The following is a 25,166-nucleotide window of genomic DNA, read 5'->3' as shown; positions in this document are numbered from 1 at the left end:
CATGGGACTGTTCACGCAGAAGCAGCAGGAGCCGGGCGCCTGGGCGGCCCTGCCCGGCGAGCCGCTCGACGAGCAGGCGGCCGAGCGCCTCGATGACGCCCCGTCGATGGACCTGATGGACGTGGGTCTGAGCGCCAGGTACACGAGCATGGTGTTCCCGGTCGCGGCGCCCGCGCCCGAGGCCGAGGACACGTCGGAGTCGGGCGAGCCCGAGGACTGATCGCCGGGCCCCCGCGAGCCCGTCGGCTCAGGATGCCCGGCTGCGGCCGGCCGCGACGAGGGCGGCCACGCTGTAGCGGCCGGTGTCGACCGAGAGCCTGACGCCTTCGGTCGACTGGACCACGGCCCGCTCGCGCCCGGCGATCCGGGTGAGACGGAACGAGGCGATGTCGCGATGGGCGATCCGCTTCTCCCGCCCGAGTATCGTCCGGAAGCGCACGGCATCCGGCTCCGCCTCGAGATACCAGTTGCGATAGGCGAGCAGAACGCAGATCCCGGCGAGGAACACGATCACCGACGCGATCCGGGCGGGCAGCAGCTCCGCCGTGTACCGGGAGGCGAAGGCGGCGACACCCAAGATGAAGCCGGCGACGAGCAGCACCGCGCCGGCGAGCGGGACCAGCAGCGGCATCCGCTGTCGTCTTGACACCGCCCTGGCGGGCGCGACCCGGCGGAAGAACCTCGCGACGATCACCGCGATCAGTGCGACCACGATGAGGACGATCACGGCCTTGACGGCGAACCCGGACATCCCTCGACGATACCTACTGCGGCGCGCTGCCGGGCGCCGCTGTCGGTTAGCGCGCGTTCTGCTCCATCAGCACGCGCGTGCGGGGAAGAGCCTCGGGATGCTCCTGCTGCAGCCAGGTCATCATCTGCTCGCGCACATCGCAGCGCAGCGTCCACTGGTCGTCGGAGTCCTTCGCCGAGATGACGAACCGCACGGTCACGAACCCGCCCTCGGACCCGGTCACCTTGACGTTCGCGGTGCGACGGTCCCAGGCATCCGACGCTTCGATGATCTCGGTGAACCGGGCGCGCACGGCATCCATCGGCACCCGCCAGTCGAGGTCCATGTAGACGGTGCCGAGCACCTGATCCGACTTGCGCGTCCAGGTCTCGAATGGGGTGGAGGTGAAGTAGCTGCAGGGCAGCACGAGGCGGCGCTCGTCCCAGATGTACACGACCACGTACGACAGGTTGATCTCGCCGATGCGCCCCCACTCGCCCTCGATGACGACCACATCGCCTACGCGGATGGCGTCGGTGAAGGCGATCTGGATGCCGGCGATGAGATTGCCGAGGATCGACTGCGCCGCCAGCCCGGCGATGATGCTGACGATGCCCGCCGAGGCGAGCACGCTCGCGCCGACCGCGCGCATCTCGGGGAATGTGAACAGCACGGTGCCGAGGGCGAGGACGGCGATGATGACCAGCGACAGCCGGTGGATGACCACGAGCTGGGTGCGGCGACGTCGCGCGGCGGCTCCGTCGGCGAGGCTGTTCTCCTTCGCCATGAGCTGTTCGAAGCCGAACGAGGCCAGGGACGCCAGCAGCCAGGCCCCGGCGATGATCGTGAGGATGAGGAACACTCGCGAGATGCCGGGCCACCAGCCCAGCACCGGGGCGAGCGAGATCGCGCAGCCGATCCAGACGGCCACCACGCCGACGACCACCCCCCACGGCGCGCGCACCCGCCGATCGAGCTCGAGCGCCCAGGGCGCTGCGCGCCCGACGAGTGCGGCCACGAGGTGGGTGACGACGATGACGACCAGTGCGGCGATCAGCGCGATGCCGATGGCCACGACAGGACCGATCCAGGACTCCCAATCGATGCTGAATGCCATCCGTTCAGCGTACGGGGGCGCTCGGGCGGGCGACACCCGTAGGGGGCTCGGCTGCGACCGACGCCGGCCGCATCACGCACGCCGTACGGTGGAGGGATGACGATCACGGCCGCCGCAGACGGCTCCGCCCTGGGCAACCCCGGCCCCAACGGCTGGGCCTGGTATATCGACGACGAGCGCTGGGCGGCCGGCGGCTCGCCGCACGGCACGAACAACCAGGGTGAGCTGCGGGCCGTGCTCGAGCTGCTGCGTGCCACCGCCGGCGTCGACGAGAAGCTGCTCATCGAGTGCGACAGCCGCTACGTGATCGACTCAGTGACCAAGTGGATGCCCGGGTGGAAGCGCCGCGGATGGCGCAAGTCCGACGGCGGGCCCGTGCTGAACCGGGAGCTGCTCGAGGGCATCGACGAGGCCATGCGCGGGCGCGACGTCGAGTTCTCGTGGGTGAAGGGGCATGCCGGGCACCCGCTGAACGAGGCCGCCGACGAGCGTGCGAACGCCGCGGCGAAGGCCTACCAGCAGAAGCAGGAGCCGCGGCGTGGCCCCGGATTCACCTCGGCCATCGACGGCGGGGCCGTGCTGGCCGGGGCGATGGCGGTCGCCGCCGAGGCGGCCCCGCCCGCGCCGTCACAGGCATCGGATGCGGGTCGGGCGCAGACGGCGAGCACCGCCACGCCGCTCTGGGCGGAGGCATCCGATCTGCTCGACGGTCTCGATGCGCAGGACGCCCCGTCACCGCTCGAGCTGACGCTCGCCCTCACCGGTGCCGAGCACGCCCGGCTGCGTGATCGAGCGGATGCGCAGGGCGTGTCCCTCGCCGAGGCGCTGCGCCGGCTGATCTGACTCCGCGGAATGCCAGACTGACGCCATGTGGATCGGATGGATCGAGTTCGACATCCTGCTCGGCGACGTGCATTCCCTCAAAGCGAAGCGCAGCGTGATCAGGCCGATCATCGCCGAGCTGTCCCGACGCACCGAGGTCGCCGTCGCCGAGGTCGGCGCGCAGGACCTGCACCGTCGTACGACGATCGGCGTCTCCGCCGTCGCCACGCATGTCGGTCACGTGCGAGAGGTGCTCGATCAGGCGGAGCGGTTGCTGGCTGAGCAGCATCCCGAGATCACCCTGCTGTCCGCCCGGCGCGGCCTGCACTCCAGCGGCGACGACTGACGGACGGCGAAGACCGGCCGACCCGCGACGGGATCGGCCGGTCTCTCCGCAGTCGTGACCTCAGACGGTGAGCACCGCCGACTCGAGACGCTTGTACGACTCCTCCATGCCGTCGGCCATGCCGGTGGCGAGGATCATGTCGCGGGTCTCCTGATCGGGGAACTCCATGAGCACCGTGATGAGGGTCGCGCCGTCCTCTTCGTAGAAGCTCACGTCGTTCAGGATGTCGGGGCCGTCGGTGCCCTGCATCCGCTCGAGCTGCACCGCGCGGCGCGGGGCGTCGACCAGGAGCATCTCGCCCTCGAAGCCGAACGGCTCGCCTTCGGTGTCGCCGACGGGAGCCCACGAGTTGCGGTAGCGATCGCCGGCGCTGAGGCCGACCTCGCACTCGGTCATCTCCCACCCGTCGGGACCGAGCATCCACCGCTTGATCAGCTCGGGCTCGGTGTAGGCGCGCCAGACGAGGTCGCGCGACCCCTCCACCAGACGGGTGATGCGCACGTGGGTGTCGTCGAGCAGCTCGACCTCCGTCCCCTTGCCCTGCGAGTAGTCGCGCAGATCCTGCAGCACGGCGTCGAGCTGCGACATCGCCATGCGGGTGCCCTCGACGGCGCCCATCGCGACCACCTGCTCGAGCGCCTCGAGCGAGACGAAGTGGCTGGTGTTGCGCATCCGGGTCCCGTCGGCGGTCGATTCGAAGGTGAACTCCATGCGCATGCTCGGCAGATCGGCGTTCGGCACGCCGTCCTCGTCGCTGAAGCCGTCGAGCACCTCGAACCGGCTCGGCCGATCGATGGCCAGGAACTCCCAGTACCCCGAGGACTTCTCGCCGCGCGGGCCGTTCATCGTGTAGGTCGCGCGACCGCCGACCTCGTGGTTCCACGAGGTGAAGGTGGCGGGCCAGCCCGGAGGGCCCCAGAAGCGACCGAGCTGCTCGGGGTCGCTGTAGACGCCCCAGACGCGTTCGATCGGAGCGGCGAGGTCGGCGATGACGGTCATCGTCAGATTCTCGTGGTCGGTGATGATGTCGGTGACGGGCATGTCAGTCTCCTTCTCTGGGTCCTGCGTTGTCGGATGCCGGCGCTTCGGCCAGCAGGTTGTCGAGTCGGGCGATGCGTGCTCGCCAGAGCTCTTCGTATCGGGCGAGGAGCGCCCGCGCACGGGCGATCATCTCGGGGTTCGCGCGGACGAGCCGCTCGCGTCCCTCGGCGCGCTTGACGATGAGCCGCGCCTCTTCGAGCACGGCCACATGCTTCTGAACCGCGGCGAACGACATGTCGTAGTCGCGGGCCAGCACGGAGACGGACTGCTCGCGTTCGACGGTGCGGCGCAGGATGTCACGCCGGGTCGCCGTCGCCAGTGCATGGAACACACGGTCGATCTCCGCTTCGCTGAGTTCTGTTTGTACAACCATTTGGTTGTACGTTACGGCGAGCGGATGCCCCTGTCAAGAGGTCTCGCGGCGTCCGCCAGGCACTATCGGAGTACGCACCAGGCGGCCACGCGCCCGGTGCGCCGCTCGGGGTCGCTCGCAGCGTTGGCGCGTTCGCCGGCACGAGCCACTGGTCTACACGACCCGGTTCGCACACGGCAGAGGCGCCGAAACGGCTTCGAGAACCTCCCGCCACGACTGGAGATCACCCAGAAGAACAGCCGTCCCGCACATACACCGACTCAAGGCAAGATCGAACGCTTCCACCAGACCTTGAAACGCTGGCTGGCCACCCGAGAACCCGCCGCAACACTTCAGACGCTGAAGGACCAACTGAACGCGTTCCAGCGCGTCTACACGAACAACGCCCGCACCGGGCCCTGCGGCGACGCACCCCGCCGAGACCTATGCCGCTCTTCCGAAGGCCACCCCGGTCAGCGCCGCCGACAACAGCACTGGCGAATCCGATTCGATACCGTCGACCCCATCCGGCAAGACCACCCTCCGCTACGCCGGGAAACTCCGCCACCTCGGCATCGGAAGACCCCACGCCGGTACCCCGATCACACTCCTCACCACCGGAGCGGACACGATGATCATCCACCGCAACACCGGCGAGGTCCTCGCCGAACACACCCTGACCCCGATCGCGACTATCAACCCCGCAAACGATGAAATCCGAAGAGGGGCTTCACGTCCCATTCCGCGACCGGCGCCCCATCCATCAGCAGACTCACCAACCTACCTGGGCATCACACCTATCCCTCCGGTCGTCGCCTGCTCGACGCCGGAGTGCGGGCCGCACTCGTGACCGACTGCCTTCCCGGTTCGGCCTACGCGTCATCGATGCCGTTCTGCGCCGTCGCAGTCCGGGAGATCGACTTCACACCGAGCGAGGCACTTCGCGCCGCCACCCGGAGGCGGTCCCGACGCGCTCCGTCGGGACGACCTGGAACATCTTCGACTGGGTGCGACGGGCGGCATGGTGCTCCTGGATGCGCCGTGCACCTCGCGAACCGCCCCGTGCCCCCTGGAGGCGGCGGTCTACGGGGGTCCCGAGCCCGTCGTAGACGACCGCTACGCGTCGCTTTCTCGCAATACCCGCCCACATCCGCTATATTGTCAACAATTCTGCTCGCTCCGAAGGAGGGTGCGTGGTGCCCGACAAACCCGATGTGCGAAGTCTGCTTCGGGACGCGATCCTCCGCGGTGCGTACGCGCCCCGTCAGCGTCTGATCGAGGCGGATCTCGCGGAGGAATACGGCGCCAGCCGCTTCACGCTGCGCAATGCGCTGATCCAGTTGGAGTCCGAAGGTCTGGTTGAGCTCCAGCCCAACCGCGGGGCGCGCGTGCGGGAGATCACTGTCGAAGAAGCGATCGACATCACCGAGATCCGACAGGTCGTGGAGAGCCTGGTGGCTGCGCGCGCCGCCGAGAAGATCACTGACGAGCAGGCGGCATTCCTGAAGCAACTTGGTGCAGACATGACCGCGGCCGTCGAGCAGAACGAACTCATGCGGTACTCGGAGTTGAACCTGACACTGCATGCCACGCTGCGCGATGTCGCGGACCATTCCGCTTCGCGGCGCGTGCTGGAACAGCTTCACAACCAGATGGTGCGGCAGCAGTTCCGCCTGTACCTCGTTCCCGGGCGTCCCAGCACGTCCTTGCCCGAGCATCTCGCCATCATCGACAGCGTCTGCGCACGCGACACTGCGGCCGCTGCGGCGGCGATGGCGGCCCATGTGGGCAGCGTTATCACCACCCTCCGGACCTTCGCCGAAGCACCTGTGATGCTCTGACGCGGAGTGCTGTCGAGTCGCTGACGGTCAGCGGGTTCGGCTGACGAACTTCTCCACCGACCGCGCAAACGCGCGCTCGGCACCCAGGTAGTGGTGATCGGTCTCAGAGAGCTCGGTCCAGGACCCGCGGGGATGGCCTTCTGCGAGCGTGCGCCACTGCGAGGCGCGGGACTCCTGCGCCCCCCACACGAACTCCACCGGGGCGTCGACCCCGGACAGTGCCCGCGCGAAGTGATCTGGCGACTCCCGCTCACGCTGAAGAAGCGAATCTGCGGAGATGGCGCCGTACCATGCCGGAAGCGGGATGAGCTGGTTACCGTGCCCGGACGCCTGCATCGCGCGGGCCTGGGCCCTGACGCGCTCGCGTTCCTCCTCGTCGGGGAACCATCGATGCAGCGACATCCGGTTCGACGTCAGGGCCGAACACAGGACGAGCCCGGCCAGAGGAACATCGGCGCCACGGCGGGCAGCGTAATCGACGGCGTAGAACGCTCCTGAGGAGTGGCCGACGAAGTAGACACGCCGCGCTCCGGCGGCGAGTACGTATTCGACGGCGATTTCCAAGTCGCGCCAGCCGGTATTGAGGTCTTCCCATGCGCCACCGGACACGGCGATGTCGCCGCCGGTGGGGAAGTCCTCCGCGGGAAGATCGCCGCGGGAGTAACCGATGTCGTGCGAGCGCATATTCAGGCTGTAGCTGACCGGCATCCCCGGTCCCAGCCTCGGGGCCAGCGACCGGAATGGCAGGGAGTAGAAGTTTCCGCCCTTGCCGTGCAGGTGGATGATGGCCGCGGAGCGATCCTGCTCCTCGCCCAAGAGCTCGGCCATCTCGATCTCGTGTCCGTCGACGGACAGCGGCCGAAGCAGAAGAGGAATGTTCACGGTGCGGTCCTCAGCGGAGGTACTTTTCGTAGTTCGGGGTGAGCAGCCGCTCGAGGAAGTATTGCAGGACGCCGCAGACCACCAGGATCAAGATCACCAGGGCGAACGCGCGGGCGTTCTGGAACGTGTCGGACGCGCGCTGCAGCTCGAACCCAAGCCCGGACGTGGAGCCCAGGAGCTCGGCCAGGATGACCGAGATCAGAACAAGCGAGAAGCCGATGCGCATCCCCGCGCGGATCATCGGCAGAGCTGCGCTCAGACGTACGTGCAGGTCGGTGGCCAGTGGTCGCGCTCCGAAGGCGCGCGCGACCCGGAGATAGTTCTTGTCAACGTGCGCAAGGCCGCGCACGGTGTTGTACGCGATGGGGATGGCGCCCACCAAGCCCGCGTACACGACCTTCGAGCCGGGCCCCACTCCCAGCCCGAGCAGGAAGATCGGATACAGCAGCACAAAGGGGAACATGTAGACCCAGCCGAGCATCGACTCGAACACCCGGGCGACGAAACGCACTCGACCAAGCAGAAACCCGACGATCAAACCGATCGCGGAGGCAAGCAGGAGCGCTCCGATGATCTCCATGATCGTGATGCCGACCGCGGCGTAGAAGTCGGGGCTGACCAGGAGGACGCCGATCTCCGCGATCGAGTCGACGATGTCCGGAAGGATGAGGGGCGACACACCGAATGCGGTGTTCCCGAGCACCCAGGCGACGACGATGACGACGACCGGAAGCGCGCGAAGCCCCGCGAGTTTCCATTGGTAAGCGCTGCGGGAACGGCGCTGCGTCGTAATGGCGGCGGTCATTTGATGCCCGGATTCTCGATCTGATCGAACAGGTGCACCCGCAGCTCCTGGAACCGATCCGAGGTGAGGAAGTCGAGGCCACGGGGGCGAGGGGCATCGACTGAGATGATCTCCTTGATCGTCCCGGGCCGCGGAGACATGATGACGATCCGATCCGCCCAATAGATGGCCTCTTCGAGGCTGTGAGTGATGAGCACGACGCCCTGGCCGGTTTCGTATAGGATCTGCGAAATATCCCGGCCCAGGGTGCGACGAGTCTGTTCGTCGAGAGCGCCGAAGGGCTCGTCCATGAGGAGGGTCCGCGGCTGCATGACGAGAGCACGAGCCAGAGCCACGCGCTGCTGCATGCCGCCGGAGAGCTGTGCCGGATATGCATCGGCGAAATCACCGAGGCCGACGAACGCCAACTGCGTGCGGGCCCGCTCCCGAGCCTCCTTCTTCGACGTTCCCTGGAAGCGCAGTACGATGGCGACGTTGTCCAGGATCGTCTTCCAGGGGAAGAGGCTGTAATCCTGGAAGACGAAGGCCGCCTGGTGCGGATCGGGCTCGCGCAGGAGAGCATCGCCCTGGTGAACGGTACCGGCCGACGGTGCGATAAGTCCCCCCAGGCAGTGCAGCAGCGTCGATTTACCGCATCCACTGGGTCCGATGATGGTGACGCACTCCCCGGCGCGAACTTCAAGGTGGATGTCGGTGCAGGCGGTGAGACGGCCGTCTGCCGTGTCGTATGCGACGCTCACGTCGGACGCGATCAGCGATTGGTTCATTTCGGGTTCCCTTTATGCCTGAAGAGTGCGCCAGCGAGTCAGTCGTCGTTCGGCGCGAGCCCATAGGGTTCCGACGATGATGATGCTGATGGAGACCAGGAAGATCAGCGCCAAGGCCTGATCTGTCCTGAAGGTGTTGCTGAAGGTTCTTACGAGCGCTCCGACTCCGACCGTTCCTGCGAATAGTTGCGCGACGACGACGCCTTCGAAGGCGTTGCGCAATCCGTGCCAGAGGGCAGTGAAGATGCCGGGGGTCGCCGCGGGAAGGACGATGTGGATGAGCCGCCCGCGGGTGGGCGCGCCGTACGCCCGCGCGACGCGGAAGTAGCGCGGCTGCACGAGTTCCATCGCCGCGGCCATGTTGACGGTCACGTACACGGCCGCGAGGATCGCGCCGAACGCGATCGCTGCTTCCGGACGCAACCCGAAGAGGATCATCAGCATCGGCAGGAACACCGACTTCGGTGCGCTGAGGATGAGCATGACGACCGGCATGTACGCCTCTTTGAGGATGGGCCGGCTCGCGATCCCGATTCCGAGCAGGATCCCGATGACCGATCCGATGACGAATGCGACGAGAACCGCGACGACGGTCGCCCCGAGCGCGTCCAGGGTGAGCGCTTGGCTCAGCTGGCCAATCATCGCGGTGACGATCGCGCTCGGGCGCGAGACATACAGCTCGTTGATCCAGCCGTTCGCGGCGCCGAGCTCCCACAGCCCCAGGAGCGCGAGGATCACGGCTGCGCGGACGAGGGCGACGAAGAACCCGCTCTTCCTCGCGTCCCCGGTCGGCGTCTTCCGCCGGAAGGTCTTCGTGTCGATGGTGAGGGTCACGGAGTGATCACTTCAGCAGATCTTGCCAGTAGACGAAGTGCTCGTCCGCGTCGACGACGTTGCCGGTCGCGAACTCGGCGGCTTCTTCCAGGCCGCGCAGGTTTTCGGCGGTAACTTTCCCGTCGGTTGAGAGCTCGGGAACATCCTGCTCCACGGTGCGCTCGGCGGCGGACTGACCGACGCCCCACCCGACCATGACTTCGACGGCCGATTCCGGCTCCTGCTGGACGCGCTCGATAGTCGAGAAGTAGTTCTCGAAGAAGACGCGCAGCGCCTCAGGACGCTCTTCGATGACATTGTTCATGACGACGAAGCCTTGGAAGAGGTTTGGGCCCACGACCTCTGCGGTGGGACCGAGCACGCGCGCGATTCCCTTCTCCTCGAGGTCGAAGCCGGTGTCGGCGCTCCAGGTAAATGCGTCGATGGCGCCGGACTGCAAGGCGGCGGTGATCGCCTGGAGGTTGCCGAGCGGCGTGATGGTGTAGTCGGACTCGCTCCATCCTTCGGCCTCGGCAAGTTTGTGCGTGGCGTAGTGACCAGCCGAACCTGTGCCCGAGATGCCGAAGTTCGCGCCCTTGAGATCCGCGAACGTGTCGCCCGGGTAGTCGGCGCGGACGATCACCAGTTGCGGCCAGGGCTTGTAGGTTCCCGCTACGAATGTCGCGTCCAGACCCTCGCCGATATTGGCAAGCCCTCGAATGCCGTCGGTCATGGCGATATCGGCCTGACCGCCCGCAAGGAACTGTCCCGAGTTGGGGGAGGTGCCATCGACGACCTCGACCTTCAGGCCGGTGCCTTCCCACGTGCCCAGGGTGTCAGCGGCCTGCACGCCGATGAACTGCAGGGAGTTCGGCACGGTGGTTACCACGCGGAGTGTCCCGAGGTCGTCGTCGGCGTCCGACGGTTCCGCTGTGCCGGAGGAGCATCCGACGAGCGCTGCGACCATGCCTGAAAGAGCGAGGAGCGCTACGCCCACTCGTATTGATCTCATCGGGAAATCTCCTTTGGTTTACCGGACCTTCGATCGGTGCGGACGCGCCGATGATAACAACATTGTTGACATTATCGGGTGCAGAACTCGAAAATGGCAAGACCTGAGCGATAAGGAACCTGAAGCGTGATCATTGACATCCACGGCCACTACACGACGGCACCGCCACCGCTGGGCGCGTGGCGTGACTTGCAGATCTCTTTCACTCGGGGAGAGGGTCCGGCGCCTGGCCCGTCGAGCCTACGGATCAGCGACGACGACATCCGCGAGACCATCGAGTCCAATCAGCTGCGATTGATGAACGACCGCAGCAGCGACGTCACCGTCTTTAGCCCGCGGGCATCGTTCATGGCCCACCACATCGGTGATTTCTCGGCCAGCGAGACCTGGGCACGCCTCTGCAACGACCTCGTGGCCCGGGTAGCCGGTCTGTTCCCCGACCGCTTCCTCATGGGCGCGATGCTGCCGCAGTCCCCCGGTGTCGACCCCGCGACGACCATCCCCGAGTTGACGAGGGCGGTGGAGGAACTCGGGGCCGTCACCGTCAATCTCAACCCTGACCCGTCCGGCGGTGCCTGGTCCGCCCCGACGCTGACCGATCGCTCCTGGTACCCGATCTACGAGAAGCTCGTCGAATACGAGATCCCCGCTATGGTGCACGTGAGCACGACGTGTCGTCCGGACGTGTTCCACACGACCGGCGACCACTACGTCAACGCTGACACCACGGCCTTCATGCAGCTGGTCAGGGGCGACCTGTTCCGCGACTTCCCCGACCTGAAACTCGTGATCCCGCACGGTGGCGGTGCGGTGCCCTATCACTGGGGCCGGTTCCGCGGCCTGGCTATGGCCCTCGGCAAACCTGAGCTGGAAGAGCACCTCTTGAACAACGTCTACTTCGACACCTGCGTCTACCATCAGGCGGGCATCGACCTGCTGGCCGACGTCATTCCGACGAAGAACATCCTGTTCGCCAGCGAGATGATCGGCGCCGTACGCGATGTCGATCCGCGCACGGGCCACTACTTCGATGACACCAAACGCTACGTGGACGCGACACCTCACCTGTCCAGCGCCGAGCGGGAGCTGGTGTTCGAGGGCAACGTCCGCCGCGTCTACCCCCGCCTCGATCGGGCGTTGGCGGCGCGAGGGCTGTGAGAGAGAGAGAGAAGAACATGCGTCTGAACGACCTCGGCATCGTGCGCACCGACATCCAGCGCCCCGACCCCGACGACGTCGCACGTCTGTCGGAGTTCGGCGTTGCCACCATTCACGAGGCCATGGGGCGGGTTGGGCTCATGCGTCCGTACATCCGCCCCGCCTACATCGGAGCTGCTGTGTGCGGCCCGGCCGTGACGGTGCTGCTGCAGCCCGGAGACAACTGGATGTTCCACGTCGCCGCAGAGCAGGTGCAAGCCGGCGACGTCATCGTCGCCGGCTGCACCACCGAGAGCGAAGACGGGTTCTTCGGCGAGTTGCTGGCCACCTCATTGGCCGCACGCGGCTGTAGGGGTCTGGTCATCGACGGAGGTGTCCGGGACGTGGCGGACCTCGAGAGGATGGACTTTCCGGTCTTCTCGCGTGCGATCAACGCCAAGGGCACCGTCAAGGCCACCCTCGGCTCGGTCAACGTCCCCGTTGTCGTCGCTAACGCCGTGGTCAACCCGGGTGATGTGGTCGTGGCCGATGTGGATGGGGTCGTCGTCGTTCCCCGCGCGCTCGTGGGCGCTGTCGCGGATGCCAGCCGCACGCGCGAAGACAACGAGGAGAGCAAACGGCAAAAGTTCCGCGAGGGGGTGCTCGGGCTCGACCTCTATGGAATGCGGGAGCCGCTTGCTGCCGTCGGCCTCGAGTACGTGGAGGAGTGATGGCGCACGGTGACACCATCGGCGGCTTCGAAAAAACGCCGGGCTGGCTGGACTGGTACGAAGGGCCCTCGACGCCGACCTTCCGGTTGCCGGCGGGTGCCGTCGACGCGCACTGCCACGTTTTCGGCCCCGGGGTGGAGTTCCCGTACGCTCCTGAGCGCAAGTACACACCATGCGACGCGTCTGCCCAGCAGCTGTTCTCACTGCGCGACCATCTCGGGTTTGAACGTAACGTTATCGTCCAGGCGACCTGCCACGGCGCCGACAATCGGGCCCTGCTCGACGCGCTGCGGCGCAGCGGTGGGCGCGCCCGGGGTGTCGCGACTGTGCGGCGCGACGTCACCGAGGACGAACTGAAGGAGTTGCACGCCGCCGGTGTCCGGGGCGTCCGGTTCAATTTCGTCAAGCGGCTCGTCGACCGCCCCCCCACGGAATCGCTCGAGGAGATCGTCGCGAAGATCGCTCCGCTCGGGTGGCACGTTGTCATCTACTTCGAGGCCGAGGACCTGCCCGAGCTGTACGATTTCTTCTCGAACATCCCGACCGACGTCGTCGTCGACCACATGGGCCGACCCGACGTCACGAAGTCCCCCGACGGGCCGGAGTTCGCGTTGTTCCTGCAGTTCATGCGCGGGAACGCGAACGTGTGGACAAAAGTCTCGTGCCCTGAGCGACTCAGCGTCACCGGGCCGCGCGCTCTTCCCGAAGATGTCGCACGCAGTCAGCGGCTCGCGTACACGGATGTCGTGCCGTTTGCCCGCCGAGTGGTCGAAGAGTTCCCCGACCGTGTGCTGTGGGGAACGGATTGGCCCCATCCGAACCTGAAAGACCACATGCCCGACGACGGGCTGCTGGTCGATTACATCCCCCAGATCGCGACCACGCCCGAGTTGCAGCGCAAGCTCCTCGTCGACAACCCGCACCGCCTCTACTGGAGGGACTGACCATGGCACCGCATGGCCGCCGCGGGTGGAGCGACAGCGACGCCGATACCTACGAGCATGCCTCGTGAGGGGGCTTTCGTCGATGGCGACTCGGCACGTGCTGGGCGATCTGACGGTGGCGGCTCACGGTGCCGGCCTGCCGCGCCTGGACGTCGAGTCTGTCGGGGGAGTGGACGCGGCCAAGCGCATCGCAGCGGGTGAGCCGTTCGACCTCGTCTTCCTCGCCGACGGTGCGCTGGCGAAGCTGGCCGCCGCGGGTCACGTGGAAGTCTCGACCGTGACGCCGCTCATGCTTTCGCCGGTGGCGATCGCGGTGCCATCCGGCTGCGGCGAACAGAGCGGTGGACCGCAACTCCCGGCCTTCGCTGACGCTGCGCAGGTGCGAGCAGCGCTGCGCGCCGCGTCCCGGGTCGGCTACTCCACGGGCCCCAGCGGGACGGCTCTCGTGAACATGATCGACGAGTGGGGCATGACCGGCGAAGTCGGTGATCGCCTCGTGCAGGCATCCCCGGGCATCCCCGTCGCGAAGCTGCTCGCCGAGGGGCAGGTAGACCTCGGCTTCCAGCAACTCAGCGAGCTCACCAGGCAGCCCGGGGTGCGTGTTCTCGGCGTGATGCCGGACGAATGCGCGATCGTCACCGTCTTCTCCGGAGCTATAGCTTCTGCCTCCGGCGAGAAGGCTACCGCCGCCTTGGCGTTGCGATTCTTCGCTTCTGAGGCTGCGGCGCCGATCAAGGCGCAGCACGCCTTCGGTGACCCCGCGCTGACGACCGGCTACGGCATCCGAGCTCGTCGTAGTCGATACGACCGCCCGTGAACGTCAGGGCGCTGTGGATATGCGACAGTTGGCGTTCGAACGGATCCGAGTCGAACACCGTCAGATCGGCGAAGCGACCGGTCTTCAGAGCGCCCGCCCGAGCCGTGTCGCACGAAGAGGCCGTCCACGTCCGAAAGCGAACGTCGCCCGCCGCGCCACCGTGTGATCGGCTGCGGGCGGCCGGTTCCTCGGTCAGCTGAGCCAGTACAGCGACCCCCGAGCTCGACCGTATCGACGAATCCGGACATTCCCGCGGTGACACTTCTCCGACGGGCGTGAGCGATCACGGCGCTTCGCTCCAGCCCGGTGTGCCATCGAGCCGAGGCCAATCGAGCCCACCACGGGGTGGCCCCGGGGGCACGCAGCACTCAGCCGCGCACACGAATTCCGAGCGGTCGTCAGTTCCACACGAGGCCGGCCCAAGGGTGACGTCACCCTCAACCACCTCATATGCGGGTGCGGATTTCGTTCCGCTACCGACATTTTCTCTTCGGAAACCGCATCGGGTCCCTCGTACGAACTGTCCCGGGCGATGACCGCGCACCCGACCGTCACTCAGTGGCTGTCGGCGCCGGGTTCGAGCAGTCGGGTCTCGTAGGCGTAGATGACGCACTGAGCGCGATCATGAGCACCGATCTTCGCCATGATGCGTTTGACGTGCGTCTTCGCCGTGTGAGCGGAGATGTAGAGCTCTGACGCGATCTCGTCGTTGGAGAATCCGCGGGCGACGAGCACGAGGATCTCCCGTTCGCGCGGCGTGAGCACCCCCGGATCGGTTGCCGGAATCCGGCTCGGCGGTCGGGCGGCGTCGGCGTGGAGGTACTTGCCGATGAGGCTGCGGGTGGCGGATGCCGACAGCAGCGCGTCACCGGCGTGAACGGCTCGAATCGCGCGGGCGATCTCGCCGGGGTCCGATCCCTTCCCGATGAAGCCGCTCGCACCGGCTCGCAGCGCCGCGACGACGTACTCATCCTCCTCGAACGTGGTGAGAACGAGCACTCGAACCGCGGCGAGGGCGGGGTCGGCGCAGATCGCCGCTGTGGCCTCGATGCCGTCCATATGCGGCATCCGGATATCCATCAGCACGACGTCGGGATGCGTGTCACGCGCAAGCGCGACGGCCCTGTGCCCGTCTTCCGCCTCGCCGACGATCTCGATGTCGGGCTCCGAGCGCAGCAGCTGGGCGACGCCGGTGCGGATCAGAGCCTGGTCGTCGGCCATCCCGACGCGGATCACGTGAGCCCTGCCGACGTGTCCGGGGCGAGCGGCAGGATGGCTTCGACACGGAAGAGGCCTGCGTCGAGGTCCGCGTTCAGCGTGCCACCGACAGCCGCGACCCGCTCGCGGATGCCGACCAGCCCGTGCCCGGAGGGTGCATCGGGGCCGGGCGCGCTCGAGGCGGGATTGGTGACGACCAGTTGCAGTCGTGCCTCGTCGCGCTGAATCCAGACATGTGCCCGCGGGGCGGATCCGTGCTTGTGGGCGTTGGTCAGCGCCTCCTGGATGAGGCGGTAACCGGCGAGATCGACGGCGGGCGGAAGATCGACCGATTCGCCGTCGAGGCGCAGGGTGACGTGCAGGCCGGATGCCTCGAACTCGTCCACGAGCGCGCTCACCTGGGCGAGGCCCGGCGCCGGCGCCAGCGGCTGGGGCTCACCCGGTGCGCGCAGTGTCGCGAGGAGATCACCGATCTCACCGAGGACGCGACGGGCGGCGGTACCCACCGTCGCCATGGCGGACTTCGCCGTCTCGGGATCATCGTCGATCGTGCGGTTCGCGACACCTGCGTGCAGGTTGATCACCGAGATCTGGTGGGCGACGGCGTCGTGGAGGTCACGGGCGATACGAAGCCGGTCTTCGGCGACGCGGCGGGAGGCTTCGGCTTCACGGGTCTGCTCGGCTTGGATGGCGCGCTGGGTGATCTGGTCGATGTACGCACGGCGGGTGCGGGCGGCGTCGCCCGCCGCGGCGAAGAAGCCGACCATGACCACGACGAGCACCGTCAACGGGTGCAGCATCTCCCATTCGCGCAGCACCGATGCGGGGATCAGCACAGCCAGGACGCCCAGCACGGCGAAGAGTGTGGTCCGCCGGGTGTTCCGGATGGCGACGGTGAAGATGGCGATGCCGGTCGGCAGCGCTGAGAACGGCGTGAGCACGAGAGTCAGGGATGCCAGCACGAAGCACAGCACGCACACGGCGAGCACCGCCCACGGGAACCGCCGGCGTACGAACATGAGCGCGACGGGCAGCCCGGCGACGACGCAGCCGATCAGGGCGATTTGGTCCGCGAAGCGGATGAGGGGCCCGAACGTCGTCAGGAAGACCGCTCCAGCGGCGATGAGGTCGCGTGCCCAACCCGGTGGTCGGGCGCGCACAGGCACCGGATCCGGCGTCTGCGCGTTGCTCACGCTCACCATTATCGGGCGGTCTGAGGTGGTCCCGGGAGCCCGGCCGGGGAGATACCCCCGCTGGGGTACGGGGTTGCCCCCTGGGGGCGACGCGCGCCCAGCGGTTCCCGCGGGAGCCTGGTCCGACACCGAATCACGAGGAGGCTCGACGTGACCCAGCCTGCATCGGTCCAGGACCGCGGCACCCCCATCATCTCCGTGCGCGACTTGCGCAAGACGTACGGGCACGGCGCCGGCCGGTTCGAGGCGCTGCGCGGGGTGAGCCTGGACATCCGCGAGGGCGAGAGCCTCGCGATCGTCGGCAAGAGCGGCTCCGGCAAGTCGACGCTGATGCATGTTCTCGCACTGCTGGATCAGCCGACTGACGGCTCCGTGATGCTCGACAGTCAGGACACGAAGCGTCTGCGGGGCAGACAGCTGAACCGAGCGCGGAACAAGACGTTCGGGTTCGTGTTCCAGCAGTTCTTCCTGACCGCGAGTCAGACCGCTCTGGAGAACGTGGTTCTGCCGCTGAAGATCGCCGGCGTCGGCCGGCGGGCGCGGCACGAGCGGGGTATGGCGGCGCTCGAGCAGCTCGAGCTGGACGACAAGGCGAAGAACAAGGCGGTGAACCTGTCCGGGGGTCAGAAGCAGCGGGTCGTGATCGCTCGCGCCCTGGTGAACACCCCGCGGATCATCTTCGCCGACGAGCCCACCGGGAACTTGGACAGTAACACGGGCCGGACCGTCGAGGACATCCTCTTCACGCTGAATCGAGAGCGGGGCATCACCCTCGTCATCGTCACGCACGACGACGAGCTCGCCCGCCGCTGCGACCGTCGCATCCACATCCGCGACGGTGTGATCGTCGACGAGGAGGTGGCGGCATGAAGACCGGAGATCTGATCGGCACCGCGATCGCGAACACGTTGCGCTCCAGGGCGCGCACGACCCTGACCGTGCTGGCGATCTTCGTCGGCGCGTTCACGCTCACCCTCACCAGCGGCCTGGGCACCGGCATCAACCGGTACATCACCGACACGGTCTCGGGGATCGGCGCGAGCGACGTGATGACGATCACCAAGACCAGCGATACCGCATCCGACCCGACCGACACGAGCCCCCGCGAATACGACCCCGACTCGGTGACGACCGGCGAAGGACCGGCGATGAGCTCGGTGACTCTGATGACCGACGACGACATCACCACGGTCGGCGACGTCGACGGCGTGCTCCGAATCGAGCCCGTCACGTCCGTGCAGCTGGACTACATCCAGCGAGACGAAGGGACCCGGTACGTCGCCGGCCTCGGCGGCATCATCCCGGGGCAGACCATGCAGCTGGCGGCCGGCGCGGAGCCGGATGACGACAGCCCCGACCTGCAGACCACGATCCCCGTCAGCTACGTCGAGCCGCTCGGCTTCGACAGCGCCGACGCGGCGGTCGGTCAGACTCTGACCGTCGCACTGACCGACGGGACCTTCGAGCAGCGCACCGTGCAGGCAGAGATCGTCGGTGTCGCCGAGGATGCTCTCGCCGCTCCCGGCGGGGCGAGTCTGATCGCCAACCACGCGCTGGAGGACGAGCTGTACCAGCTGCAGAGCACCGGGCTCCCTGCCGACCAGCTGGACCGGTGGGCGCAAGCGACCGCCTGGTTCGACGCCGACCTCACCCCGGATCAGATCGACGCCCTCAAGCAGAGACTCGCAGACGCCGGCTTCAGCGGCACCACCACCGCCGATCAGCTCGGCGCGTTCACCACCGTGATCGACACCATCGTGCTGGTGCTGAACGTCTTCGCCGCGATCGCACTGCTGGCCGCCGCGTTCGGGATCGTGAACACGCTGCTGATGAGCGTGCAGGAGCGCACCAGAGAGATCGGGCTGATGAAGGCGATGGGCATGGGCAGCGGCCGGGTGTTCGCGCTGTTCAGCACCGAGGCCGTGTTCATCGGATTCCTGGGCAGTGCCATCGGGGTGGTGGTCGCGATGCTCGTCGGCACCGCTGCCAGCAGCTTCCTCAGTGGCGCGTTGCTGTCCGACCTGCCCGGGCTGACCATCGTCGCGTTCGACCCGGTCACCGTCGCCCTCACGATTCTGCTGATCATGGCTGTCGCGTTCCTCGCCGGCGCTCTTCCCGCGGCGCGTGCCGCGCGCAAGGACCCCGTCGACGCGCTGCGCTACGAGTGAGACCACCACCGCACATCACACAGGAGGACATCATGACCACCATCACCACGACCCGCTATCGTGCCGGCACGGCGATTGCGCGCAGCGCAGCCATCGTCGCCGTCAGCGCGAGCCTCGCCAATGCGCTCGTCGCCCTCGCCGCGGTCGCCCTCGGCGCCGAGGCGACGGGCGGGCTGCAGCCGATGGCCTACATCGCGTTCACCGTCATCGCCGCGATCGCCGGCGCCGTCGGCTGGCACCTCATCAACCGGTACACCGGGCGACCCGCACGCGTGATGCGGTGGCTGGTGCCGGCCTTCCTCGTCGTCTCGTTCGTTCCCGACATCTTGGTCGGCGCCACGATGGGGTGGCTGGCGGCCGCGGCTCTCATGCTCATGCACGTCGTCACGATCACGATCGCCGTGCTGACCTACCGCCGGTACCTGCCCCTGCGCGCCGACACCGCGGGAGGCGCGGACTGACGGTGCGTCAAGCCCGAGCCCGCCGCCGTCGCCAGAGAGACAGAACCGTCAGACCTTCCCCGAGGCGAGCATCAGGTCCTGCAGCACCTCGTGTGGATCGCAGGGTTCGGTCCCCACGCAGGCGAGTCCTCCCTCAGAGATCGTGAAGCGCTGGGCAGCGAGGCCGGGCACGGAGACCCCGCCGTCGACGGGGAGCACGGCCGTCCACGATTCGGATCCCACGGAGACCGTGAACACGAGGTCACCGGTGAAATCGGCGCTGCTCTGCACGAGGAGTGCGAAGTCGCCGCTCTCGCCGGGTGCGAGGTTGAACACAAGGGGGTTGTCCGGCAGCGACGGGTCCGCCTGGGCGTACACTGCGGTGCGCCCGGATGCAGGATCCACCCGGGCGGCACGCATGGACGATCCGCCCGTTCCGCCCCGATCACAGACCACGGCCACCGCCTCAGAACTCGTCGAGGCGGTCTCGCCCTGCCCGCGGAAGTCCTTCAGGCTCAGCGTCGCGCCCTCGGATGCCCTGTTCCCCACAGACACCATGAACCGCTCCGTGAGCCGAGTGCCGACGTCATCGAGCCAAGCCTGCTGCTCCTGCGAACAGGCGCCGGACGATGTGGGGAAGTCAGACCAGTCGGCGCCGATGGGGACGGCGAACACCGGCGCCAGCTCGGCATCCGCGGATTCCGCGGTCACGGCGAGGGAATCCGGCGTCGTCACATCGCGCACGAGCAAGGGGACGATGCTGATCACACCCGTCACCGCGCCGACGATGCCGACGACCGCACCGAGCACAGCCCATGCACGCTGCCACCAGGGCTTGGGCGACTCCGAGGGCAGCGTCTGCGATGCGGTCACCGGTGCGAGGGGCGGCTGCGCCGCCTCGACCTGCACGGCTGGCCGACCCGCCGCCTCTTCCACCGGTGCGGCATCGTTCTCCGTCACCGCGACAGTCGCCTCGCCGGGGCTCGGCACCTCCTGCACCACGTCTGCGCCGTGCTCCGTCGCTGCGGGATCCGCGCCGGCCTCCGATGACGTGGACTCGTGTGCGTCGTTCGCCGACGGACGAGCCGTCATCCGTTCACCACGGCGAGCCAGGCCTCAAGGCTGCAGGGCTCCTGGCGCGGTTCCTCACCGACCTGGCACCACGGACCGTCGATGTCGAAGTACAACCGGTCATCCGGCCTGGTGACCGCGGGATAGGAGAGGTCCGCTCCGTAGGGAGACAGGTCGATGGTCGAACTGTTGCCGTCAACCTCGAGCGTGGCCACGAATCGACCGACGAAGTCCATGGTCTGCGTCCACTGCAGATGCACCGTACGAGTCTCGCCGGGCGCCACGTCGAAGGTCACAGGGTCTCCGGCGATCGGTGCGACCTCAGCCGACCCCGCGCACGAGTACTCCGCCTGCGCCGAGTAGCAGGGATGGAACACCGCGACCGGATCGACACCGAGCTCCATCGTCGCGTAGATGCCCTCTTCGCCGGCACCCGTGCATCCCATCGCGCCCACGACCACCGTCTCGGCGGGCGGCTCCGTCAGGTCTCCCTGGGGCCGGATGCGGCTGACCTTCGCCATCGAGCCGGTCGCGGCCGTGTTGGTGATGTAACTCGTCAGCTTCTGAGGAGGCATGATCCTGCCGTGCTGCTCGAGCCAGTCGACGATCTCCGTGGTGCACGCACCCGGCGTGGCCCACAGTTCGGCCCATGGGGCATCGACCGGCACCGAGTACCACTCGGTCTTCACGACCTGCGCGTCGGCACTGGCCCCGGCGACGCTCGCGGACAGTCCGTCCGCGAGCGGTTCGATCACGGATGCCGAGGACTCGTCCTCTGCGATCGCGAGTCCCGCGCCCTCGCTGCTGGAATCCTGTGTGTCCACGGTGACCGTGTCCGCGGAAGTGGATCTGTCGCCGGCGGCGACGGCGATCGGGACGACGATCGCAAGCACGCCGATCATCGTCCCGGCGATCGATCCTGCGGCGATGAGCCGTCGCTTCGACCACCATCCCCGCGTGAACGGCGACGTCGTCGCGCTCGATGCTCCCTCGTCGCCACTGTGCATAGCTCGCACACTATCGACGCGCGAATCCTCGCGTCAATCAGCTCATCGCACGCCGCGATCGCCGTCGCTCAGCGCCGCCCGAACACCGCATGCAGCAGCGGAACGACCGACCCGCACATCAGCACGATCCCCAGCGGCGGCAGCGGGCCGAGCAGCAGCGCGCCGCCGATCAGCATCCCGCCGAAGAGCACCGCCGACACCGCGCGGTAGGCGACGCGGATGATGCGATCGAGCCGATTCTCCAGGCTGGAGACGTCGAACGCGAGCGTACCGGCGTCGAGCCGGTCGAGCGTCGCATCCACGCGTGCGGGCAGACGCCACAGCATGCCCGCACTCTTCACGGCCTGCCCGCCGAGCTCCTGCAGCAGGCCACCACCCTCGTCGCGCAGCAGACGCGTGGCGTAGGGCTCGACCGGCTCCCAGATGTTGAACGTCGTGTCGAGTGCGCTGCACAGACCAGAGGTGAGCGACACCGAGCGCATGAGCAGCAACAGCTTCTCGGGGAACTGCACCGGCAGCGCGCGCACCGTGTCGCCGAACTCGCGACCGAAGTCGGCCATCTCGCGGGGGTCGACGTCGCGCAGCTCGTTGAGGCCCATGCCGCCGAAGCGGGCGAAGAGCACGGTGAGGGCGCGCTCGAGCTCGGCCGTGCGAGCCGAGGGGAGCAGCACGCCGATCTCCTGAGCGGCGCGCACCAGGCCACGGCTGTCCCTCGAGGCGACGGCGATGACGAGAGTCCGCAGTCCGGCCCGGATGCTGTCGGGCACCTCCGCCATCATCCCGAAGTCGATGAAGGTGAGCCGCCACGCACGTGCGTCAGATCCACCCCGCAGCGGCGTGACGAAGATGTTGCCCGGATGCGGGTCGGCGTGCACGAAGGAATGCGTGAACACCTGGTCGAGCATCACGTCGGCGAACACCTGCGCGACCTCCGCCGGATCGATGCCGGCCTCGTGCAGCGCCCGGGTGTCGTTGATCTTGATCGCCGTGACGTCCTCGAGGGTCAGCACGCGGCGCGTGCTGCGCTCCCAGACGACAGCGGGTGCAGCGACCCGGGCATCCCCCGCGAAGCAGGCGGCGAAACGCTCGGCGCTCGCGGCCTCGTGCAGATAGTCGATCTCCTCCTGGCAGGTCTGCGCGAACTCCTCGACGAGAGCGGGCGCGTCGACGCGGTCGCGCACGAGGTGCACCCGCTGCGCCCACCGTGCCACCCGGCGCAGGGCGGCCAGGTCCACCGCGACGATCTCGTCGATCCCGGGTCGCTGCACCTTGACGACCACCCGGTCGAGTCCGGTCTCGGCCGCGTCCGCGGCGGCGAGGGTTGCGCGATGCGCCTGGCCGAGGGATGCCGCAGCCACGGGCACCGTGTCGAAAGAGGCGAAGGCGCGCTCGAGCGGCATCCCCAGTTCGGCCTCGGCGGCCGCGCGGATCTCGGAGAACGGGACGGCCGGCACCTCGTCCTGCAGGTCGGCGAGCTCGGCGGTGATCTCCGGCGGCAGCACGTCGAGTCGCGAGGACAGGAACTGCCCGACCTTGATCATCAGGCCGCCGAGGTCGACGGCCAGGTCGCGGAAGCGCCGGGCCAGGCGCAGCATCCGCCGGCCCCGCGTGCGCTCGGCGACGGATGCCATGCCCAGCCGCGGCAGCACGAGCTCGAACCACCACACCTGGACGAACGCGCGTGCGGCGAACGAGAGGATGCGGCGATAGCGCGCGCGATGCGCAGCCGGACGGGGCCCCGGAACATCGTGCGCCATCGAGGCCCCTTCTTTCGGCGTCACCCTTCGGCGAGGATGGCGTACAGCCTACGCCGGGCGTCTTCGAGCACGTCGACCGCCTGCTTCACCTGCTCGGGCGTGCCCGTGCGGGCGACCTGGGCGGTCGCGCTGGCGAGCTCCATCCCGGCCTTCGGAAGGGCTGTGTGGTGGCCCGACGGACGGCTGCCCGCGGACTCCCACGGCGCCGGCCTGTCGGCGGCGGCCTCGGACTCCGCGATGCCTGCCTCCGTCAGCGAGTAGGTCTTGCGTCCGCCCTGCTCCTCGGCCGTGATCACGCCCTCGTCCGCGAGCTGCTGCAGCGTCGGGTAGACCGATCCGGCGCTGGGCTTCCAGGCTCCACCGGAGCGATCGGCGATCTCGGTGATGATCTGGTAACCGTGCATCGGCCGTTCGGCGAGCAGGCTGATGACGGCCGCGCGCACGTCGCCGCGCGCCATGCGCGGTGCGCTGGAGCGCTGCTCAAAGCTGCTGCGCAGTTGGTCCATGGCCTCCCAGACGCCCGCGAGCGGGTTGCCTGAGCCGTTGCTCGATCCGAAGCCGAAGCCACCGGAGGGGAATGATCCGTTCATGATTGCCTCCTCAGACGTGAACGATGGTTAACGATATGTCGGTACGTGTCGTTCGACAAGGGATGCCGCCGGGTTCTCGGCGCACTCACGGCCGGGTGCGGGCGCGTTCGGCGCGGGTTTTCGGGCGCCAGGTCGCGATTCGTCCCGGAAAGCGCCGGCTCCCGGCATCCAGGTCGCGATTCGTCCCGCTCTGGCGGCCGGATACCGCGACCAACTGCGACCTGGACCGATAGGGCAACCAGATACCGGCACCAACTGCGACCTGAACGAACGAGGCGCCTCGGCGGGCGCTCCCTCAGCATCCACGTCGCGATTCGTCCCGGAAAGCGCCGCCTCCCAGCATCCAGGTCGCGATTCGTCCCGCTCTGGCCGCCGGATACCGGCACCAACTGCGACCCGGACCGACGGGACGGCGGGATACCGGCACCAACTGCAACCTGGGCCGACGGGGGCAACCAGATACCGGGACCAACTGCGACCTGGACCGACGGGGCCGCCTGATACCGGGACCAACTGCGACCTGAACGGACGAGGCGGCTCGACGGGCGCACCCTCAGTATCCGGGTCGCGATTCGTCCCGGAAAGCGCCGGCTCCGGGCATCCAGGTCGCGATTCGTCCCGCTCTGGCCGCCGGATACCGGCACCAACTGCGACCTGAACGGATGGGGCGGCCGGATACCGGCACCAACTGCGACCCGGACCGACGGGGTCGCCGCCGCCCAAGGCCCCGGATGCTCAGAGCGCAGCGTCGCGCAGCTCGGCGGCGGCATCCGTCAGGGCGGCGACCACCTCGGGCACCCGAGCATCCGTGATCCGCGCGGCGGGGCCCGAGACCGAAAGGGCGGCGGGCTGGCCGAGCCCCGTCACCGCCACGGCGATGCAGCGCACACCGACCTCCTGCTCGCTGTCGTCGGCGGCGAAGCCGCGGGCGCGCGAAAGGCGCAGGTCGGCGATGAAGGCATCCGGGTCGGTGAGCGTCTGAGGGGTGAAGCGCGGCAGGCCGGTGCGGGCGATCAGCGAGCGCACGTGCGGCTCGGGCATGGCCGAGAGCATCGCCTTGCCGACGCCGGTGGAGTGCGGCAGCACGCGCCGGCCGATCTCGGTGAACATGCGCATGCGCTGACGGGATGCCACCTGCCCGGCGTACAGCACGAGGTCGCCGTCGAGCACGGCGAGGTTCGCCGTCTCGTGGAAGGCATCTTCCAAACGCGCCAGCAGCGGCGCCGCCGCATCGGCGAGCTGCGGAACGGCCTGGCACCCGAGCGCGATGAGTCCCGCGCCGAGCGCGTAGCGCCGGTCGTCCAGCTGGCGCACATAGCCGAGGCGATGCAGGGTGCCGAGCAGCCGGTGGGCGGTGGGCACGGCGAGCCCGGTGCCGGATGCGAGCGCCGCCAGTCCCGCCTCGCCGCCGCCGGCGGCGAGCGCCTCGAGCAGCGCGAAGGCGCGTGCGACCGACTGGACCGTGCCCGAACCTGATTCCGCGGATGCCACGAGTTCCACGATACGGAATCGCCGCTCCGGAATCGAGCTCAGTCTCTACCGTGGAGACAGATCGAGAAGGAGCC

At 68.1% G+C, this 25,166-nt stretch carries 28 protein-coding genes; 12 read left to right on the top strand and 16 right to left on the bottom strand.

Annotated elements, in window-relative coordinates; all coding sequences use genetic code 11:
- Position 1 precedes the first annotated feature (1 nt).
- Positions 2–220, top strand: a complete 219-nt coding sequence (locus ACFWHT_RS01140; RefSeq protein WP_378824666.1) for a hypothetical protein — start codon at positions 2–4, stop codon at positions 218–220.
- 27 nt (positions 221–247) lie between these two features.
- Here ACFWHT_RS01140 and ACFWHT_RS01135 read toward each other — a convergent pair whose 3' ends face one another.
- Positions 248–751: a hypothetical protein gene (locus tag ACFWHT_RS01135; protein WP_378824665.1), complete on the bottom strand. Its 504-nt coding sequence runs from the start codon at positions 749–751 to the stop codon at positions 248–250.
- 46 nt (positions 752–797) lie between these two features.
- Positions 798–1,847, bottom strand: a complete 1,050-nt coding sequence (locus ACFWHT_RS01130) for a mechanosensitive ion channel family protein (protein WP_378824663.1) — start codon at positions 1,845–1,847, stop codon at positions 798–800.
- 96 nt (positions 1,848–1,943) lie between these two features.
- Here ACFWHT_RS01130 and ACFWHT_RS01125 point away from each other — a divergent pair, with 96 nt between their 5' ends.
- On the top strand, positions 1,944–2,690 hold the full coding sequence (locus tag ACFWHT_RS01125) for a ribonuclease H (protein WP_378824662.1): 747 nt from the start codon (positions 1,944–1,946) through the stop codon (positions 2,688–2,690).
- A gap of 25 nt (positions 2,691–2,715) precedes the next feature.
- The gene (locus tag ACFWHT_RS01120) at positions 2,716–3,015 is read left to right on the top strand and encodes a DUF503 domain-containing protein (RefSeq protein ID WP_378824660.1); all 300 of its coding nucleotides are present in this window, start codon (positions 2,716–2,718) and stop codon (positions 3,013–3,015) included.
- A 60-nt stretch (positions 3,016–3,075) separates the two neighbouring features.
- Here the strand turns inward: ACFWHT_RS01120 and ACFWHT_RS01115 are convergent, their stop codons facing one another.
- Together ACFWHT_RS01115 and ACFWHT_RS01110 are read right to left on the bottom strand one after the other, a co-directional pair.
- A complete protein-coding gene (locus ACFWHT_RS01115; RefSeq protein ID WP_378824658.1) occupies positions 3,076–4,056 on the bottom strand; it encodes an SRPBCC domain-containing protein in 981 nt (326 codons plus the stop codon).
- Between the two features lies 1 nt (position 4,057).
- Positions 4,058–4,429, bottom strand: a complete 372-nt coding sequence (locus tag ACFWHT_RS01110) for an ArsR/SmtB family transcription factor (protein WP_378824656.1) — start codon at positions 4,427–4,429, stop codon at positions 4,058–4,060.
- Here ACFWHT_RS01110 and ACFWHT_RS01105 point away from each other — a divergent pair.
- Both ACFWHT_RS01105 and ACFWHT_RS01100 read left to right on the top strand, forming a co-directional pair.
- Complete coding sequence (locus ACFWHT_RS01105; RefSeq protein ID WP_378824654.1) at positions 4,379–5,122, top strand: integrase core domain-containing protein; 744 nt, start codon at positions 4,379–4,381, stop codon at positions 5,120–5,122. The genes ACFWHT_RS01110 and ACFWHT_RS01105 overlap by 51 nt on opposite strands.
- A gap of 482 nt (positions 5,123–5,604) precedes the next feature.
- Complete coding sequence (locus tag ACFWHT_RS01100) at positions 5,605–6,249, top strand: GntR family transcriptional regulator (protein ID WP_378824652.1); 645 nt, start codon at positions 5,605–5,607, stop codon at positions 6,247–6,249.
- Between the two features lie 27 nt (positions 6,250–6,276).
- On the opposite strand, the gene ACFWHT_RS01095 is transcribed toward ACFWHT_RS01100, so the two are convergent.
- The 5 genes from ACFWHT_RS01095 to ACFWHT_RS01075 are packed head-to-tail and all read right to left on the bottom strand — an operon-like array spanning position 6,277 to position 10,483.
- Positions 6,277–7,131 (bottom strand): alpha/beta fold hydrolase, encoded by an 855-nt coding sequence (locus ACFWHT_RS01095; RefSeq protein ID WP_378824650.1) that lies wholly within the window; start codon positions 7,129–7,131, stop codon positions 6,277–6,279.
- A 10-nt stretch (positions 7,132–7,141) separates the two neighbouring features.
- The gene (locus tag ACFWHT_RS01090; RefSeq protein ID WP_378824648.1) at positions 7,142–7,936 is read right to left on the bottom strand and encodes an ABC transporter permease; all 795 of its coding nucleotides are present in this window, start codon (positions 7,934–7,936) and stop codon (positions 7,142–7,144) included.
- Complete coding sequence (locus ACFWHT_RS01085) at positions 7,933–8,703, bottom strand: ABC transporter ATP-binding protein (protein ID WP_378824647.1); 771 nt, start codon at positions 8,701–8,703, stop codon at positions 7,933–7,935. Before ACFWHT_RS01085 ends, ACFWHT_RS01090 begins: the two co-directional genes overlap by 4 nt.
- 12 nt (positions 8,704–8,715) lie before the next feature.
- Positions 8,716–9,537, bottom strand: a complete 822-nt coding sequence (locus tag ACFWHT_RS01080) for an ABC transporter permease (RefSeq protein WP_378824645.1) — start codon at positions 9,535–9,537, stop codon at positions 8,716–8,718.
- A 7-nt stretch (positions 9,538–9,544) separates the two neighbouring features.
- On the bottom strand, positions 9,545–10,483 hold the full coding sequence (locus tag ACFWHT_RS01075; protein ID WP_378824643.1) for an ABC transporter substrate-binding protein: 939 nt from the start codon (positions 10,481–10,483) through the stop codon (positions 9,545–9,547).
- Positions 10,484–10,654: 171 nt separating this feature from the next.
- On the opposite strand from ACFWHT_RS01075, the gene ACFWHT_RS01070 reads away from it, so the two are divergent.
- From ACFWHT_RS01070 to ACFWHT_RS01055, 4 genes are all read left to right on the top strand, one after another.
- Positions 10,655–11,686 (top strand): amidohydrolase family protein, encoded by a 1,032-nt coding sequence (locus ACFWHT_RS01070; protein ID WP_378824642.1) that lies wholly within the window; start codon positions 10,655–10,657, stop codon positions 11,684–11,686.
- Positions 11,687–11,703: 17 nt separating this feature from the next.
- Complete coding sequence (gene ligK / locus ACFWHT_RS01065; protein WP_378824640.1) at positions 11,704–12,396, top strand: 4-carboxy-4-hydroxy-2-oxoadipate aldolase/oxaloacetate decarboxylase; 693 nt, start codon at positions 11,704–11,706, stop codon at positions 12,394–12,396.
- A complete protein-coding gene (locus ACFWHT_RS01060) occupies positions 12,396–13,340 on the top strand; it encodes an amidohydrolase family protein (RefSeq protein WP_378824639.1) in 945 nt (314 codons plus the stop codon). Before ligK ends, ACFWHT_RS01060 begins: the two co-directional genes overlap by 1 nt.
- 82 nt (positions 13,341–13,422) lie before the next feature.
- A complete protein-coding gene (locus tag ACFWHT_RS01055) occupies positions 13,423–14,157 on the top strand; it encodes a substrate-binding domain-containing protein (RefSeq protein ID WP_378824637.1) in 735 nt (244 codons plus the stop codon).
- A 555-nt stretch (positions 14,158–14,712) separates the two neighbouring features.
- Here the strand turns inward: ACFWHT_RS01055 and ACFWHT_RS01050 are convergent.
- Positions 14,713–15,378: a response regulator gene (locus ACFWHT_RS01050; RefSeq protein WP_378824636.1), complete on the bottom strand. Its 666-nt coding sequence runs from the start codon at positions 15,376–15,378 to the stop codon at positions 14,713–14,715.
- 11 nt (positions 15,379–15,389) lie between these two features.
- Complete coding sequence (locus ACFWHT_RS01045; protein ID WP_378824635.1) at positions 15,390–16,568, bottom strand: sensor histidine kinase; 1,179 nt, start codon at positions 16,566–16,568, stop codon at positions 15,390–15,392.
- Between the two features lie 150 nt (positions 16,569–16,718).
- On the opposite strand from ACFWHT_RS01045, the gene ACFWHT_RS01040 reads away from it, so the two are divergent.
- Genes ACFWHT_RS01040 through ACFWHT_RS01030 form a run of 3 tightly spaced genes read left to right on the top strand, consistent with a single transcriptional unit; the run spans position 16,719 to position 19,197 of the window.
- Positions 16,719–17,438, top strand: a complete 720-nt coding sequence (locus tag ACFWHT_RS01040) for an ABC transporter ATP-binding protein (RefSeq protein ID WP_378824633.1) — start codon at positions 16,719–16,721, stop codon at positions 17,436–17,438.
- Complete coding sequence (locus ACFWHT_RS01035) at positions 17,435–18,736, top strand: ABC transporter permease (RefSeq protein ID WP_378824631.1); 1,302 nt, start codon at positions 17,435–17,437, stop codon at positions 18,734–18,736. The genes ACFWHT_RS01040 and ACFWHT_RS01035 overlap by 4 nt, the downstream gene beginning before the upstream one ends.
- 32 nt (positions 18,737–18,768) lie before the next feature.
- Positions 18,769–19,197, top strand: coding sequence for a DUF6069 family protein (locus ACFWHT_RS01030; RefSeq protein ID WP_378824629.1), 429 nt, complete (start codon positions 18,769–18,771; stop codon positions 19,195–19,197).
- A gap of 48 nt (positions 19,198–19,245) precedes the next feature.
- Here ACFWHT_RS01030 and ACFWHT_RS01025 read toward each other — a convergent pair whose 3' ends face one another.
- The 5 genes from ACFWHT_RS01025 to ACFWHT_RS01005 all read right to left on the bottom strand — a co-directional run bounded on the left by ACFWHT_RS01025 (position 19,246) and on the right by ACFWHT_RS01005 (position 25,092).
- Positions 19,246–20,268: a hypothetical protein gene (locus ACFWHT_RS01025; RefSeq protein ID WP_378824627.1), complete on the bottom strand. Its 1,023-nt coding sequence runs from the start codon at positions 20,266–20,268 to the stop codon at positions 19,246–19,248.
- Complete coding sequence (locus ACFWHT_RS01020) at positions 20,265–21,254, bottom strand: hypothetical protein (protein ID WP_378824626.1); 990 nt, start codon at positions 21,252–21,254, stop codon at positions 20,265–20,267. Before ACFWHT_RS01020 ends, ACFWHT_RS01025 begins: the two co-directional genes overlap by 4 nt.
- Before the next feature lie 68 nt (positions 21,255–21,322).
- Entirely contained in the window at positions 21,323–23,011 is a 1,689-nt protein-coding gene (locus tag ACFWHT_RS01015) for an ABC1 kinase family protein (protein WP_378824625.1), read from the bottom strand.
- A 20-nt stretch (positions 23,012–23,031) separates the two neighbouring features.
- Positions 23,032–23,601 (bottom strand): PadR family transcriptional regulator, encoded by a 570-nt coding sequence (locus ACFWHT_RS01010; RefSeq protein ID WP_378824623.1) that lies wholly within the window; start codon positions 23,599–23,601, stop codon positions 23,032–23,034.
- Between the two features lie 735 nt (positions 23,602–24,336).
- The gene (locus ACFWHT_RS01005; protein ID WP_378824621.1) at positions 24,337–25,092 is read right to left on the bottom strand and encodes an IclR family transcriptional regulator; all 756 of its coding nucleotides are present in this window, start codon (positions 25,090–25,092) and stop codon (positions 24,337–24,339) included.
- Between the last annotated feature and the right edge of the window lie 74 nt (positions 25,093–25,166).

Origin of the sequence: Microbacterium sp. NPDC058342 (assembly GCF_042723935.1) — a bacterium.
Taxonomy (GTDB): Bacteria; Actinomycetota; Actinomycetes; order Actinomycetales; family Microbacteriaceae; genus Microbacterium.
This window is presented reverse-complemented; position numbering and strand designations above follow the sequence as displayed.

Coding starts and splice junctions, on each gene's coding strand:
- ACFWHT_RS01140 (WP_378824666.1), top strand. CDS start 2: ATGGGACTGTTCACGCAGAAGCAGCAGGAGCCGGGCGCCTGGGCGGCC.
- ACFWHT_RS01135 (WP_378824665.1), bottom strand. CDS start 751: ATGTCCGGGTTCGCCGTCAAGGCCGTGATCGTCCTCATCGTGGTCGCA.
- ACFWHT_RS01130 (WP_378824663.1), bottom strand. CDS start 1,847: ATGGCATTCAGCATCGATTGGGAGTCCTGGATCGGTCCTGTCGTGGCC.
- ACFWHT_RS01125 (WP_378824662.1), top strand. CDS start 1,944: ATGACGATCACGGCCGCCGCAGACGGCTCCGCCCTGGGCAACCCCGGC.
- ACFWHT_RS01120 (WP_378824660.1), top strand. CDS start 2,716: ATGTGGATCGGATGGATCGAGTTCGACATCCTGCTCGGCGACGTGCAT.
- ACFWHT_RS01115 (WP_378824658.1), bottom strand. CDS start 4,056: ATGCCCGTCACCGACATCATCACCGACCACGAGAATCTGACGATGACC.
- ACFWHT_RS01105 (WP_378824654.1), top strand. CDS start 4,379: ATGGAACACACGGTCGATCTCCGCTTCGCTGAGTTCTGTTTGTACAAC.
- ACFWHT_RS01110 (WP_378824656.1), bottom strand. CDS start 4,429: ATGGTTGTACAAACAGAACTCAGCGAAGCGGAGATCGACCGTGTGTTC.
- ACFWHT_RS01090 (WP_378824648.1), bottom strand. CDS start 7,936: ATGACCGCCGCCATTACGACGCAGCGCCGTTCCCGCAGCGCTTACCAA.
- ACFWHT_RS01085 (WP_378824647.1), bottom strand. CDS start 8,703: ATGAACCAATCGCTGATCGCGTCCGACGTGAGCGTCGCATACGACACG.
- ACFWHT_RS01075 (WP_378824643.1), bottom strand. CDS start 10,483: ATGGTCGCAGCGCTCGTCGGATGCTCCTCCGGCACAGCGGAACCGTCG.
- ligK (WP_378824640.1), top strand. CDS start 11,704: ATGCGTCTGAACGACCTCGGCATCGTGCGCACCGACATCCAGCGCCCC.
- ACFWHT_RS01060 (WP_378824639.1), top strand. CDS start 12,396: ATGGCGCACGGTGACACCATCGGCGGCTTCGAAAAAACGCCGGGCTGG.
- ACFWHT_RS01055 (WP_378824637.1), top strand. CDS start 13,423: ATGGCGACTCGGCACGTGCTGGGCGATCTGACGGTGGCGGCTCACGGT.
- ACFWHT_RS01050 (WP_378824636.1), bottom strand. CDS start 15,378: ATGGCCGACGACCAGGCTCTGATCCGCACCGGCGTCGCCCAGCTGCTG.
- ACFWHT_RS01035 (WP_378824631.1), top strand. CDS start 17,435: ATGAAGACCGGAGATCTGATCGGCACCGCGATCGCGAACACGTTGCGC.
- ACFWHT_RS01030 (WP_378824629.1), top strand. CDS start 18,769: ATGACCACCATCACCACGACCCGCTATCGTGCCGGCACGGCGATTGCG.
- ACFWHT_RS01025 (WP_378824627.1), bottom strand. CDS start 20,268: ATGACGGCTCGTCCGTCGGCGAACGACGCACACGAGTCCACGTCATCG.
- ACFWHT_RS01020 (WP_378824626.1), bottom strand. CDS start 21,254: ATGCACAGTGGCGACGAGGGAGCATCGAGCGCGACGACGTCGCCGTTC.
- ACFWHT_RS01015 (WP_378824625.1), bottom strand. CDS start 23,011: ATGGCGCACGATGTTCCGGGGCCCCGTCCGGCTGCGCATCGCGCGCGC.
- ACFWHT_RS01010 (WP_378824623.1), bottom strand. CDS start 23,601: ATGAACGGATCATTCCCCTCCGGTGGCTTCGGCTTCGGATCGAGCAAC.